12 protein-coding genes are annotated in these 13,066 nt (G+C 64.3%); 3 read left to right on the top strand and 9 right to left on the bottom strand.

The genetic code is table 11. The annotated features are described in order from the left end of the window. The first annotated feature begins 19 nt into the window (after positions 1–19). Positions 20–1,084, top strand: coding sequence for a LacI family DNA-binding transcriptional regulator (locus tag U5A65_RS00235; protein ID WP_321945097.1), 1,065 nt, complete (start codon positions 20–22; stop codon positions 1,082–1,084). A 10-nt stretch (positions 1,085–1,094) separates the two neighbouring features. Here U5A65_RS00235 and U5A65_RS00240 read toward each other — a convergent pair whose 3' ends face one another. The 4 genes from U5A65_RS00240 to U5A65_RS00255 form a co-directional block, all read right to left on the bottom strand. Beyond that, positions 1,095–1,961 (bottom strand): sugar phosphate isomerase/epimerase, encoded by an 867-nt coding sequence (locus U5A65_RS00240; RefSeq protein ID WP_321945098.1) that lies wholly within the window; start codon positions 1,959–1,961, stop codon positions 1,095–1,097. Positions 1,962–1,977: 16 nt separating this feature from the next. Further along, a complete protein-coding gene (locus U5A65_RS00245; RefSeq protein WP_321945099.1) occupies positions 1,978–3,225 on the bottom strand; it encodes an NAD(P)/FAD-dependent oxidoreductase in 1,248 nt (415 codons plus the stop codon). 19 nt (positions 3,226–3,244) lie between these two features. After that, positions 3,245–4,339, bottom strand: a complete 1,095-nt coding sequence (locus tag U5A65_RS00250) for a fatty acid desaturase family protein (RefSeq protein ID WP_321945100.1) — start codon at positions 4,337–4,339, stop codon at positions 3,245–3,247. Between the two features lie 108 nt (positions 4,340–4,447). Continuing rightward, complete coding sequence (locus U5A65_RS00255; protein WP_321945101.1) at positions 4,448–5,404, bottom strand: LysR family transcriptional regulator; 957 nt, start codon at positions 5,402–5,404, stop codon at positions 4,448–4,450. A 110-nt stretch (positions 5,405–5,514) separates the two neighbouring features. On the opposite strand from U5A65_RS00255, the gene U5A65_RS00260 reads away from it, so the two are divergent. Further along, complete coding sequence (locus U5A65_RS00260) at positions 5,515–6,531, top strand: NAD(P)-dependent alcohol dehydrogenase (RefSeq protein ID WP_321945102.1); 1,017 nt, start codon at positions 5,515–5,517, stop codon at positions 6,529–6,531. 70 nt (positions 6,532–6,601) lie between these two features. On the opposite strand, the gene U5A65_RS00265 is transcribed toward U5A65_RS00260, so the two are convergent. The 5 genes from U5A65_RS00265 to U5A65_RS00285 all read right to left on the bottom strand — a co-directional run bounded on the left by U5A65_RS00265 (position 6,602) and on the right by U5A65_RS00285 (position 12,009). Then, a complete protein-coding gene (locus U5A65_RS00265; RefSeq protein ID WP_321913299.1) occupies positions 6,602–7,954 on the bottom strand; it encodes a TRAP transporter large permease in 1,353 nt (450 codons plus the stop codon). A gap of 7 nt (positions 7,955–7,961) precedes the next feature. Next, entirely contained in the window at positions 7,962–8,441 is a 480-nt protein-coding gene (locus tag U5A65_RS00270) for a TRAP transporter small permease (protein ID WP_321913298.1), read from the bottom strand. Between the two features lie 78 nt (positions 8,442–8,519). Next, entirely contained in the window at positions 8,520–9,530 is a 1,011-nt protein-coding gene (locus U5A65_RS00275; protein ID WP_321913297.1) for a TRAP transporter substrate-binding protein, read from the bottom strand. A gap of 70 nt (positions 9,531–9,600) precedes the next feature. Continuing rightward, a complete protein-coding gene (locus U5A65_RS00280; RefSeq protein ID WP_321913296.1) occupies positions 9,601–10,824 on the bottom strand; it encodes a porin in 1,224 nt (407 codons plus the stop codon). Positions 10,825–11,016: 192 nt separating this feature from the next. Continuing rightward, complete coding sequence (locus U5A65_RS00285) at positions 11,017–12,009, bottom strand: LacI family DNA-binding transcriptional regulator (protein ID WP_321913295.1); 993 nt, start codon at positions 12,007–12,009, stop codon at positions 11,017–11,019. 174 nt (positions 12,010–12,183) lie between these two features. Between U5A65_RS00285 and U5A65_RS00290 the strand changes: the two genes are divergently transcribed. After that, complete coding sequence (locus U5A65_RS00290; RefSeq protein WP_321913294.1) at positions 12,184–13,017, top strand: NAD(P)-dependent oxidoreductase; 834 nt, start codon at positions 12,184–12,186, stop codon at positions 13,015–13,017. The last annotated feature ends 49 nt before the right edge of the window (positions 13,018–13,066 follow it).

Consider the following 13,066-nt stretch of genomic DNA (forward strand, 5'->3'; position numbering starts at 1 on the left):
AAACAGATGGAGACGCCCCATGACGGACACCGCTTCGCCGCGCCGCAAGCGCACGGCGCGTTTCGTGGAGATTGCCGAAGCCGCGGGCGTGAGCCCCGCCACGGTCGACCGTGTGCTCAACGAGCGCGGCAGCGTGTCCGCCGCGATGCGCGCGCGCGTCGTCGCGGCCGCGCGCCAGCTCGGCGTGCCGCGTGTGTTACCCGAAACGCATCACGGGCTCGTGCATATCGACGTTTTGCTGCCGCAAAACAACACGCCGTTTTTCCAGCGGCTGACGCAGGGCCTTGAACGCTCCATGCAAATGCTCGACCGGCGCATCGTGTTGCACCGGCAGTTCCTGCCCGAAGCCGACGACACCGTGATTACCCGCGCCATCCTGAAGCCGAATTACAAACGCGCGGGCCTGATCGTCACGACGCACGATACGGCGGAAGTGCGCGACGCGCTGCGCACCGTGATCGCCCAGGGCGAGGCCGTGGTGACGATGGTCACCGATATCGATGCGGTCGAGCGCGTGCATTACGCGGGCATCGACAACCGGCTTGCGGGACGCACGGCGGGCTATTTCGTCGGGCGCCTTGCGAAAGCGCCGGGCCGCGTGCTGCTGATCTGCTCGCGCAAGGACTATCACGCGCATATCGAGCGGATCAGCGGGTGCCGCGAGCAATTGGCCGAATCGTTTCCGCACCTCGTTTGCGACGAGGAAGCGGTGGAAACGCTCGACGACGTGGACCAATGCCATCGCGCGGTGCTCAAGTCGCTCAAACGCGGCGGCGTGGTCGGCATCTACAACAGCGGCTATGCGTCGGCGGGCATCGAGGCCGCGTTGCGCAAGGTGGGCGCGGTGGGAAAAATCGTATGGGCAGGCCACGAAATGCTCGACCTGCACCGCCAGTACATCGAGCAGGGGACGATGGATATCGCCATCGACCAGGACCCGGACGGCCAGGTCATCTCAGCGCTGCAGCATGCGCTCAACGCATGCGGCGTGCTCGAAACGCCCGCGCCTCCGGGGCCGGTGGAGTTCCGCATTTTCTGCTCGGCGAATGTGCGACGCAATCCGTATCTGGGTGTCGGGAATTGACTTTCCCGTTTCAGGCTGCGGCGCTTTCGCGCGCAGATTCCTTTTCGACCTCTAGCCACAGCTCGCGAATCCAGTCGCGCATGAGCAGCGATTCGCGCCAGCGGTCGGTCGTGTCGTTGCCGTCCGGACCGATGATCGCGTAAGGCTGCGGCCCCAGCTCGCAGGTGAACGCGAGCGTCTCGTCCGCGCCCGCACGCTTGCGCCACGAGTGAAAGCCATAGCGCCACCAGTCGAGAAAGAGATCGACCCATTTGCGGTGCGGCGCGAACGATAGCTCGATCTGCACCTGCTCGCGGCTCGCCACGCGGCCATGAAACGCCCAGGAAGCGTCGAGGATGCGATGCATGAGCGCGTGATTCTCCTCCGAAACCGGCCATGCGAATTCGCGCCCCACGAGGTAGTGCGATATGTCGCCGAGCAGCTTGAGGTCGGGGCGCGCGTCGAGCAGATCGAGCGTGAAATACAGGTCCGTCGTCATGCGGTCGCGATGCGTTTCGATGTAGACGGGTATGTTCACCTGGTCGGCCAGGCGCTGCCAGCCGTCCAGCAACGCGAGCGCCTCGCGCTGCGTGCGCGGGCGCACGTCGGGTTGAAGGTCGACATGGTGCAGACCGAATTCGGTGGCAAGCTCGAGCACCGGCTGCAGGTCGTCCACGGTCGCAGGGAAGCACTGGCCCTCCGCCGCCAGCCCGTATGTCTTGCGTAGTTCCGCGAGGCGTTTTACGTCCTCGCGATTCGTGCAATGCGCGCTCACGCCGTCGAACCCCGCTTCGGCGATCATCCGCACGTTGTCTTCGAGCGTGCGCTCGTAGCCATCGGTGTGGCGGCGTTCCATCGACCAGAGCGACTGGAACACCAGCAGTCGTTGCGCCATCATGTCTCCGTTTTTTGTATCAAAGCAGGCTCTTGAGCTTGACCTCGGGGTTGGCCAACGCATCGGGCAACTGCGCCGGCGCAATCGCCACACCGCGCTCCACCAGCATGCGCGCCAGCTTCATTTCTTTGGCAAGCGCACTGGCCGGTCCGAATCCGCTCGCACCAACGAGGCGTTGGTCGCCAGCGAGTTCGAAGTGGATTTCCGCGTCGCCAGCCAGGGGGCGCACGACCGAACTCACGCCAAGCGCCGGCTCGCCCGCAACCTGCAACTGGTGATCGTACTGATCGGACCAGAACCAGGGCAACTCGCGATACGCGTCGTGAGCACCGAGCATGTTTTGCGCCGCTACGCGTGCCTGGGTTTCCGCGTTGTGCCAGGTCTCCTGGCGAATGCGATGCGAACCGAAGCGGCTCGGAAACAGCGCCACGTCACCGGCGGCATAAATGCCGCGCACGGAGGTCGCGAGTTCCTCGTCCACGACTATCCCGCGCTCGACTTCGATGCCGGCCGCACGTGCGAGCCCATCGGCAGGCTCGATGCCAATACCGACGATCACCGTATCGGCGCGCAGCGTATCGCCGTTTTCCAGCAGCATGTCGAGCGTGCCGTCGCTCAGCCGCTCGATTGCCTGCGGCGCGCAGTTCAGCAGCACGCGAACGCCATTGCGCTCATGCAGCGCATGAGCGCGCGCCGCGATCACAGCGGGCACGGCGCGGCCCATGAGTCGCGCACCACCTTCGATAAGCGTGACGCCGCAGCCGCGCGCGCGGGCCGAGGCCGCAACTTCGAGCCCGATGAACCCGCCGCCCACGACGACGATGCGCGACCCCGCCGCAAGCCGAGGCCCGATTGCCGCTGCGTCGTCCAGCGTGCGCAGGGTCAGCACATTCGCGAGCGTCGCACCCGGAATCGTGAGCCGCCTCGCGTGACCGCCCGTTGCCAGCAGCAGCGCCTCGTAGGCGAGCGTCGCGCCGTCGCCCAGTTGCAGCGCGCGCGCCACGGGATCGATCGCCTGCACAGTCGCCACGATGTGCTCGACGTTATCCTCGCGCCAGGCTTCGGGCGAGCGCAGGCCGCATTGCGAGGGGCTGCGCTCACCCGTCAGGAGTGCTTTGGAAAGCGGCGGGCGCTCATACGGCAAATGCGGCTCCGAACCGATCAGCGCAATGCGGCCGCGCCACCCCGCTTCGCGCAACGTCTGGGCGGCGCGCCCGCCAACATGGCCCGCCCCGACGATCGCCATCACTCGTTCCGTGGCCGTCATCTTGTGTCTCCCCCGGTTTTCACACCGTTTCCGGCTGCTTGAATGCGTTCCACTCGGCGCCCGGCACAGGCCGCTTCACGTGATGTGAGGGATCGCGAGTCTGGCGTACGAGCGCGGGCAAGATCTCCGCGTAAGCCGCGATCGTGCTGCTGTATGAAGGCGGCATGTCAGGCTTGACGACCTCATGCAGTCGCGGCAACGCGTGGAACGGCACCATCGGAAACATGTGGTGCTCGACGTGATAGTTCATGTTCCAGTAGAGAAAGCGGAACACGGGATTCATCATGACCGTGCGGCAGTTCTTGCGATGGTCGAGCACGTTCTCGGGCAACCCCGCGTGCTGTGTGAGCCCGAAGTAGAGATAGAGCCACGCGCCGTACAGGCTCGGCAGACCGATATAGAGGAGCGGCAGCGGCGAGCGCAGCGCGATGCACGCGCCGATCACCATCGCATAGACGAGCAGCGTGAGCCGTGCTTCGCGCACGACCTTCGGCCACTCGGAAGCGGGCACATAGGTCCTTTCTTCCGCACCGATCCGGCCAAACGCGCACGCGACGATCTTCGGCACTTCGCCCGCCACATGCTTGATCGCGAAAACGTTGAGCAGCAGCGCGGCCCAGTCGGTGGGGCGCGGCGCGGCGATCTCGGGGTCGCGGCCGACGACGAGCGTGTCGGTATGGTGGCGCGCATGGGTCCAGCGCGTGACGGTCGGGCGGCGGAACACCTGGAACGAGGCGAGCTGGTAGACCACGGTGTTCATCCAGCGCGTCTTGAACGCCGTGCCGTGTCCGCATTCGTGCCAGCGCGAATCGGCGGGGCTGCAATAGAGCGTGCCGTAGAGGAAGAACGCGGGAATCGCCCACAGCGAATGGGCGTGCCACGCGAACCATGCGAGCACGCCGCTCGCGACGATGGCCGCGTACCAGATTAACGTGTCGCGCATGGCGCGGGCGTCGCCGCGCTGCATGAGCGCTTTCATCGTGGCGCGCGGCACCGGGCACTTGTACCACTCGGCATTGACGAGCCCCGCGGCGCGCGCCGCTTCCCCTGCTCCGCCGATCAGCCTGTACGCGTCACGACCGGCTCCGCTTGCGCTGGTTTCCGTGTTCGACACCGATGTCTCCTTGATCCGGTTGTCCGTGCTTCGAGCAGCAACGTCTTTCTGGGATCAAACATAAGCGGCGCGCCGGTCGCGCTCAACGGAAACCTTGATGAAATTTCGTCAACTTGCGTCCAGGTGGGCGAGCTTGTGGGTGAAATCCACGTGCTCCTGTTCGGCGCCGAGCATGCGCGAGATATCCGCGACGAGCGCGTCCACGGCCACGCGCACCTTCGACGGCATGTGCCGCGCCTTCTGCCGCACGACGTGAACTTCGCCGCCCAGCACGCTCTTGCTGTCCATCACGAGTTCGAGCCGTCCGTCGCTCAAGTACGGGGCCATAAGCCAGCACGGCAGCCACGCGACACCGGCGCCGGCGGCCGCCGCATCGGCAATCGCCAGCAGGTCGTCGAAGTACAGCCGCGACGCGAGCCGGCACTCCTCGACTTCGCCGCCGGGGCCGCGCACACGCCACGGCGGACTCTGCCCGGCGCGGCCATACGCGATGCCGGTATGCGTGGCGAGCGCGGCGACGTCCGCGGGCTTGCCGTGCTGCGCGAGATACGCAGGCGACGCGCAGATGCCCATGCGCTGCACGCCGAGCCTACGCGCGACGAGCGTGCCGTTATCGGGCAGCGTGCCGATGCGTACGGCCAGATCGAAGCCGTCCTCGACGAGATCGGCCACGCGATCGCTAAACGAAAGTTCGACATTCAGACGCGGATAGTCCTCCACGAGCCGCCGCACCACGGGGGCGACGCACTGACGCCCGAACAGCACCGGTGCGCTGATCCGCAAGCGCCCCGAAGGCTCGCGCCGGCCATGGTCGAAGGCGGCTTCCACCGCGCTCAGCTCGCTCAGCACGCGGCGGCACTGCTCGTAGTAGGCGTGGCCTTCGTCGGTGAGGCTCAAACTGCGCGTGGTCCGCTGCAGCAAACGCACGCCCAGGCGCTGCTCGAGCCGCGCCACGATCTTCGCGACCGCAGAGCGCGTCACGCCAAGGCGCTCGCCCGCGGCAGAGAAACTGCCCGCGTCCACCACGTCCACGAATTCGGCCACGCCGCTCAGACGATCATCCATTACGCTGACTCCTTTGTATCCCTTTCAGCAACAACGAAGGTCAAAAATCTCACCAATGTCGCCACACAAGCAACACTATCATAGGTGCTCCCACTCGTACTGGAGCAGTCATGAACGCATGGAAACTCAAGGCCGGCAGCGGCCATGGCGCACTCGCGCGCACCGACTTCACGCCGCGCGCGCCCGGCCCGCATGACGTGGTCGTGAAGATTCACGCGGCTTCGCTCAACTATCGCGATTTGATGTTCGCGCGCGGCGATTACCTGGGGCTCGGCGACGCGGCGCTCGTGCCGGTTGCCGACGGCGCCGGCGAAGTGGTCGAAGTCGGCGCGGCGGTCACGCGCTTCAAAGCCGGCGACCGCGTGATCAACACCTACTTCCCGCATTGGGTGGACGGCGCGCCCACGCCCTCGAAAGTGCGCGAGACGCCCGGCGCGCAATTCGACGGCGTGCTGGCCGAACGCTTCGTCGCTGACGAAACCTCGCTCGTTTCGATTCCCGCGCACCTGAGCTACGAGGAGGCCGCGACGATCTCGTGCGCAGGCATCACGGCCTGGAACGCGATCTTCGTCGATGGCGAGGCGAAGCCCGGCGCGACCGTCGTGCTGCTCGGCACCGGCGGCGTGTCGATCTGGGCGCTGCAGCTCGCCCACGCGGCGGGCTTGCGGACCATCGTCACTTCGTCGAGCGACGAGAAGCTCGAGCGCGCGCGCTCGCTTGGCGCGAGCGAGACGATCAATTATCGTTCGCACCCCGAATGGCAGAACGAAGTGCTGAAGCTCACAGGCGGCGAAGGCGCGGATATCGTCGTGGAGGTGGGCGGCCGCGATACGCTGCCGCGCTCGGTGGCCGCCGCGAAGATGGGCGGGCTCGTTTCGATCATCGGCGGCGTGACGAGTTTCGCGGGCCCCGAACTCGGCCTGCTTCCGGTGATCGGCGGCTTCAAGCGGCTGCACGGCCTCATGGTCGGCAGCCGCACGATGCTAGACGACCTCACGCGTTTCATCGGCGCACAGCAGATTCGCCCCGTGGTGGATCGCGTATTCGGTTTCGACGAAGCGCCCGAAGCTTATGCGTGGCTCGAAGCCGGCAAGCATTTCGGCAAGGTGGTGATACGCGTGGCGTGATGCGCTAGCGGCGCAGAAAAGCGAAGCGGGCACTCGAGGTGCCCGTTTCGTTTTGCTTGTGCCCGTCGCTTTAGAAGACCGGATGCCCGTTGATCACGCTAGGCAGCCACGTGGAGAAGAACGGAAAGTAGGTGACCAGATTGATCGCGCTGAAAATCGCCAGATAGTATGGCCACGCGACCTTGGTCGTCTCCCCGATCGACACGTCGCCGATTGCGCAGCCGATGAACTGCACCGAGCCGATTGGCGGATGCACGAGGCCCAGCGCGCAGTTCAGCAGGATCATGATGCCGAACTGCACCGGACCCACGCCGCTATGCATGGCGAGCGGCAGGAACAGCGGCGTCGTGATGAGGATGTGCGCCGCCATGTCGATGAACGTGCCCAGAAACACCTGGATGATGTTGATGTACAGAAGCATCAGCCAGGGAAGCGTCGTGGCATGTTCGAGCACGCGCTCGATGGCTTCCGGAATCTCCAGATACGCCATCTGGTAGCGCAGCATGTTCGACACCGCGATCAGCAGCAGCACCACGCCCGTGGTCTTGGCCGCGCGCGAGAGGGCGAAGAACAGCTTCTCTTTCGTCATCGTGCGATACACGACCACGGTGAGCGCGAGCGAATACACCACGGCAATCGCGGCCGCTTCCGTCGCGGTCGCAATGCCCCGCGCCACGCAGAAGAGAATGATCGCGATCACGAGCAAGCCAGGCAGCGCGCCGAGGAACGCTCGCACCACGGCGAGCCAGCCGGGGAACACCTGCAGTTTGGTCTTGCCGTCCGCGCTGAGCGGATAGCCAAAGCGGCGCGCCTGCCAGTACGCGGCGATCAGCACGAAACCCATGACCCACAACACCGGCAGCAGGCCCGAGAACAGCAGGTCGCCAATCGACACGCCGCTCATCTGCTGACCGTTCAGCGTGCCCGTAATGCCTTGCGCCGCGAATGCGTAGATGATCATGTTCGTCGAAGTCGGCATCAACGCGCCTGCGAGCGACGAGTGCGTCGTCACGTTGACCGCATAGGCGGCGCTATAGCCTTCGCGCTTCATGAGCGGAATGACCACGCCGCCCATGGCCGACGTATCCGCCGAAGGCGAGCCGGAAACGCCGCCGAAGAGCGTGCACGCAACGACATTGGCCATGCCGAGGCCACCGCGGAAGTGCCCCACGGCGGCCTGGGCGAAGCGCAGAATGCGGTCGGCAATACCGCCGTGCAGCATCAACTCGCCGGAGAAGATGAAGAACGGCACGGCGAGAAACGAGAACGCGTTCATGCCCGAGATCATCGACTGCATGGCAGTCGCGGCCGGCAGTCCTTCGTAAAGGTACGTGCTGACGCAGGCGAGACCGAGCGAGAAAGAAACCGGCACCCCAAAGGCGAGGAGCACCAAGAAGCTGAGCGAAAGAATTGCGAGTTCCATGTTTGCCCTACTTTGCCTTGCGTACGAACAGCGCCAACAAATGCTCGAGCGAAAACAGCACGATGCAGGTGCCGGCCACGACCGGAATGACGTAGCGCACCGCTTCCGGCACGCCGAGAATCGCGATACGGTCGTCCATGGTTGTTTCCGCCATTTGCAGGCAGCCGAAGAAAATCGCCCCGCCAAGCGCGATCAGGCAGACATGCTGAAACGCTTCTGCGATCAACTGCCACCGTGGGGAAAGCTTCTTGACGAGCGAATCGAGCCCGATATGCCCGCGCTCGCGCACCTTGAGCGCGGCGCCGAACATGGCGATGGTCACCACCAGCAGCAACGCGACCGGCTCCACGAAATCGGGCGCGCTTTCGAACACGTAGCGCATGATCACGCCGTAAAAGACGAGCACCGTTAGCGCGGCGAGCGCAACCGAGGCGACGATCGTCAGCAGGCGAAACAGTAAATCGTTGGGGAGCTTCAGGAAGGTCATGATCCACCCTTGCACGGTACAGACTTCACAACTGCGGTTTTCCGGCTCCGCGCCGCTTGCGGCGCGGAGCCCCGGGCTTTAGTGAATCGCCTGGATCTCGTCCACGATCTGCTTCATTTCGGGCGTCTTTTCATACTTCGCCCACACAGGCTGCATGGCCTTCACGAACGCTGCACGATCGACCTGCGTAGCCGGAACAATGGTCGCGCCGCCCTTTTGCACCGTCTTGCCCGCCGTGTCTTCGCGCGCCGTCCAGAGCTTCACGTAGTACGGCACCGAGTCGGCCGCCGCCTTCTTGATGACGTCCTGCTCCTGCGGCGTGAGCGTGTCCCATACCTTCTTCGAGAACACGAGCACTTCCGGCGTCATGGCGTGATCCGTTTCGGAATACACCTGCGCCACTTCGTAGTGCTTGGTTTCCTCGTACGACGGCAGGTTGTTTTCAGCCGCATCCACGAGGCCCGTCTTCAGGCCCGTATAGACTTCGGCGAACGGCATCGGCGTGGGCGTGCCGCCCATGGCCTTGATTTCGTCGACCATCAGGTCGGACGGCTGCACGCGCACCTTCAGGCCTTTCATGTCGGCCGGCGACTTGATCGGGCGCTTCGCGTAGATCGAACGCGCGCCGCTCTCGTAGAACGTCAGCGCGATCATGCCCTTGGCCTTGAACGCGTCGAGAATCTTCTGGCCTTCGGGGCCGTACATCACCTTGCGGAAATGGTCGATGTCGCGAAAGAGGAACGGCAGCGACGGAATCATCGACTCCGGCACGATCTCGTTGAACGCGGCGCCATTGGCGCGAACCATGTCGAGCGCGCCAATGCGCACCTGATCGATCGTGTCGTTTTCCGAACCGAGCGCGCTGTTGCCGAACACCTTGACGGAGTCCTTGCCGCCCGTGGCCTGCGAAATCTCTTCGCCCATGTGCTTGATCGCCATGTTGGTCGGGAAGGTGTCGCTGTGCACATCGGCTACGCGGAACACGCGCGCGTGCGCGGCGCCGGCGGTCAGTGCGAGAGCCGCTGCCAGAACCGTCATTGCGGTCTTTGCGGTGCGTGCAGTGCGTGCGTTGCGAAAGGTTTTTTTCATCGCTTGCCCCAAGAATGGAAGAGTTGTTTTCAAGCCGTGTTTGGGCTGATTAGCTGGCCAACCGGGTGTCTCAGAACCGGTGGATGATGCCTGCACCTACAGCGACCATGCTGCGTGACGAAGACGGCGTGGTCTGGAAGCCATCGCCAATCGTCGCGGTCGCGTTGATGATTTGGGTACCGTTGCCCGCCGGCGTGAGGGTCTTGCCGTTTGCACGCTGAAAAGCCTGCAACGCGTAAAGTCCCGTGCGCTTGGAAAGCGTGTAGTACTCCGAGAGATTGAACTGCTGGTATTGCGCGCTGCTCGTGATGCCGTTGGCTCGCGTTGCGCGCGTATAGCTGTAGCCCGTCGCGAAGTCCCACGTCGGAGCCGGCTTCCAGTGCAGGACGACGCCGCCCGTATTGAAGATCGCGGTGTCGTGGAAGCCCGATCCCACGCCGGGGATGTACTGCACATTCGAGTAAGTCGCGGTGAGATCGAACTGGCTGTTGAACGTATAGCCCGCGCCCACGGCGAAGCGCTGCTGTGCGCGCGCCGACTGGTAGCCGTAGGTGACGGCGGAAATGCCGGGCTGCGCGCCCGCGTTGGACGTGGTCGTATCGGCACCGAAGGCGCCGCCGTTCACGTTCGAGTTGTTGATGCGCGAGAAGCCCACCGCCATGCCGAACGGCCCCATGGCGTACTGCGCCGCGGCGGTCCAGGTCGAGCCTTGCGTCACGCTGCCGGGGACGCCAGCGAGCGAGTACGAACCGCTCACCGTGAAGCCGTAGATCTTCGGCGATGTGTACAACAGCGTGTTATTGGCGCGATAGATCGTGTCGAGACCGTCGAGATCGCCCGGATGCGCGCCGTAGAAACCGGTGAGCCACGTGGTCGGGCTGTACGGTGAAAGCATCTGGTAGTACGAAGCGTACTGGCGGCCCGCCGTGAGCGAACCGTAGGTGGGATTGGTCACGCCCACGAACGCTTGCCGGCTGAACATGAGCCCGCTCGTCGATTGCGCGCCGGTTGCACTGTTGAAGCCTTGCTCGAGCTGGAAAATGGCCTTCGTGCCGCCGCCCAGGTCTTCGGCGCCCTTCAGGCCGAAGCGGCTGCCGGCCCACACGCCGTTGATCATCTTGACCGCCGAACGGCCGCCCGAGGTCGAACCGAGTGTCGTTTGACTCGACTGCCAGCCAATGCCCGTATCGACGATACCGTAGAGCGTGACACTGCTTTGCGCAAAGGCAGGCGCAGCACCTGCAATCGCCACCCCGACGACGGCGCACTTCAAACGGCGCGTATTCTCCGGCATTCTCCGATCTCCTTTTGTTCTTTATGTGTCACTTCGGGAAAACGTTTTCTTAAATTTAATGCGTTCCTTTCGAAATGGCTAGTAGGTAGTTACGCGGAGCGGCAGTGCGAAAGTGCGTGCCCGGGGCACGCGTGACGAGGCCGCTGGCCGTTGAAGAACGGCCAGCGAGCGGGTACTTCGCAGATCAGGGAATCAGCGGCAGGGAGCGGTCGAGTCGCGCACAACGAGGCGGGGTTCGAGCACGACCTGCTCGACATCCGCGCGGCCTGCGAGGACGTCAATGAGCTTTTGCATGGCCAGTTCGCCCATACGCTCGCTTTGCCCGTCGATCGTGGTCAGGCGCGGCTCCACGTATTCGCCATAGGGCACGTTGTCGATGCCCGCGACCGAGACATCCTGCGGTATGCGAAAGCCGAGTGACTTCGCTTCCTTCATGAAGCCAAGCGCGATGAGGTCGTTGTAGCAGATCACCGCCTGCGGGCGCTTCGGGCCCAGCATCACCCGCGAGCAGGCTTGCTCGCCTGCCTGGGCGGTCGGCGCGTGGGTCTCGTACACGTCGAGCGTGAGGCCGGCTTCGGCCAGCGCCTCGGTTGCGCCGGCAATCCGCTCGTCGTTGATGGTCGCCGCGGCGAAGCCGAGGTAGGCCACGTGGCGGTGCCCGAGATTGAGCAAATGACGCACCATCATGGAAGTCGCGAGCCGGTTGTCGAAGCCGACGGTGGGAATGTCGAGGCCGCGCACGGTCCTGAGCATGACGACCGGCTTACCCAGATTCATCGTCCACCTGGCGATCTCCTCGGACGCGCGCGAGCTGACGATCAGGCCGTCCACGCGCGGCGAAAGCGCTTCGATGAGCGAGCGCTCGCGCGCGAGATTTTCTTCGGCGTCCACGAGAAGCAGCGTGTAGTCGTGCTGAAGCGCGACGCGGTTCGCGCCCTTGACCACGTTCGTGAAGTGCGGGTTCGCGATGTCCAGAATGGCAACGCCGATGGTGCGCGTGCGCCCCGTGATCATTGAGCGCGCAAGCGGATTGGAGCGGTAGCCGAGCACCTCGATGGCGTCCTTGACCTTCGCTTCCACCGCCGGCGAAAAGCGTTGCGTGCCGTTCACGTACTTCGATACCGTCGCGACCGAGACGCCGGCCATCGCGGCGACATCGCGAATCGTCGGGGAACCACTTTTCATAGGTTGGCAGCGCCAGGGATGATCGACGGCGAGCATTGTCGCAGAAACGGACCTGGGGTGAACCCCGTATTCGGAGCAGGTATTCCTCCATTGACGCTACGATTGCCGGTGGCTATATTCGGAAAACGTTTTCCATGCGTCCATCAATATCAAAATAATTCCCAGGGAGCCCTGATGTCGCAACACTCAATTTCCGCCAAACCGTTCGGCCGCCTTCTTCTTACCGGCGCGGGCGGCAATCTGGGCCGTCAGTTGCGCGGCGCGCTCGCGAACTGGGCCGACGTCGTTCGCGTGAGCGACATCACGGAACTGGGCGAGGCGGCGGCGCACGAGGAAACGCACCGCGTCGACCTCTCGGATCGCGAGGCGGTCATGCAGCTTGTGGAAGGCGTGGATGCGATCGTGCACCTGGGCGGCATTTCCATCGACGCGCCATTCGACGACCTGCTCGAAGCCAACATTCGCGGCACGTACAACCTTTACGAAGCCGCGCGCAAGCACGGCATCAAGCGCATCGTCTACGCGAGCTCCAATCACGTCACGGGCTTCCATCCGGTCACGAGCGTGCTCGATACCGACGCCGCGCACCGGCCGGACAGCTTGTACGGCGTGACGAAATGCTTCGGCGAATCGCTGTCGCGCTATTACTTCGATCGCTTCGGCATGGAAACGGTATGTCTGCGCATTGGTTCGTCGTTCGAAGAACCGAAGAACGCGCGCATGCTCGTCACGTTCCTGAGCTATCGCGACTTCATCGAACTCGTGCGCTGCTCGTTGTTCACCAACCGCGTGGGTCATGCTGTCGTGTATGGCGTGTCGGACAACCCGGCAAGCTGGTGGGACAACGGCAAGGCGGGTTTTCTCGGCTACCGGCCGCGCGACAGCTCGGCGGCGTATGCCGAGCGCTTCCCGGCGACCGCGCCGAACGCCGAGCCTGGCGACGCCGCGCAGCAGTATCAGGGCGGACCGTTCGTGCTTGGCGAGCCGATGCAAGGCGCCGAGGGCTAAGCAGGCGCCCGGTCTGCTGTGCATGCTGGAGAACCGGCTCGATAACCTG

The sequence above is a fragment of the Paraburkholderia sp. J10-1 genome (genome assembly GCF_905220165.1).
GTDB lineage: Bacteria > Pseudomonadota > Gammaproteobacteria > Burkholderiales > Burkholderiaceae > Paraburkholderia.

Bases quoted from the DNA above. Each gene is read 5' to 3' on its own strand.
- U5A65_RS00260 (WP_321945102.1), top strand. From the start codon at position 5,515: ATGAACGCATGGAAACTCAAGGCCGGCAGCGGCCATGGCGCACTCGCG.
- U5A65_RS00270 (WP_321913298.1), bottom strand. From the start codon at position 8,441: ATGACCTTCCTGAAGCTCCCCAACGATTTACTGTTTCGCCTGCTGACG.
- U5A65_RS00275 (WP_321913297.1), bottom strand. From the start codon at position 9,530: ATGAAAAAAACCTTTCGCAACGCACGCACTGCACGCACCGCAAAGACC.
- U5A65_RS00265 (WP_321913299.1), bottom strand. From the start codon at position 7,954: ATGGAACTCGCAATTCTTTCGCTCAGCTTCTTGGTGCTCCTCGCCTTT.
- U5A65_RS00245 (WP_321945099.1), bottom strand. From the start codon at position 3,225: ATGACGGCCACGGAACGAGTGATGGCGATCGTCGGGGCGGGCCATGTT.
- U5A65_RS00240 (WP_321945098.1), bottom strand. From the start codon at position 1,961: ATGATGGCGCAACGACTGCTGGTGTTCCAGTCGCTCTGGTCGATGGAA.
- U5A65_RS00290 (WP_321913294.1), top strand. From the start codon at position 12,184: ATGTCGCAACACTCAATTTCCGCCAAACCGTTCGGCCGCCTTCTTCTT.
- U5A65_RS00285 (WP_321913295.1), bottom strand. From the start codon at position 12,009: ATGAAAAGTGGTTCCCCGACGATTCGCGATGTCGCCGCGATGGCCGGC.
- U5A65_RS00255 (WP_321945101.1), bottom strand. From the start codon at position 5,404: ATGGATGATCGTCTGAGCGGCGTGGCCGAATTCGTGGACGTGGTGGAC.
- U5A65_RS00280 (WP_321913296.1), bottom strand. From the start codon at position 10,824: ATGCCGGAGAATACGCGCCGTTTGAAGTGCGCCGTCGTCGGGGTGGCG.
- U5A65_RS00235 (WP_321945097.1), top strand. From the start codon at position 20: ATGACGGACACCGCTTCGCCGCGCCGCAAGCGCACGGCGCGTTTCGTG.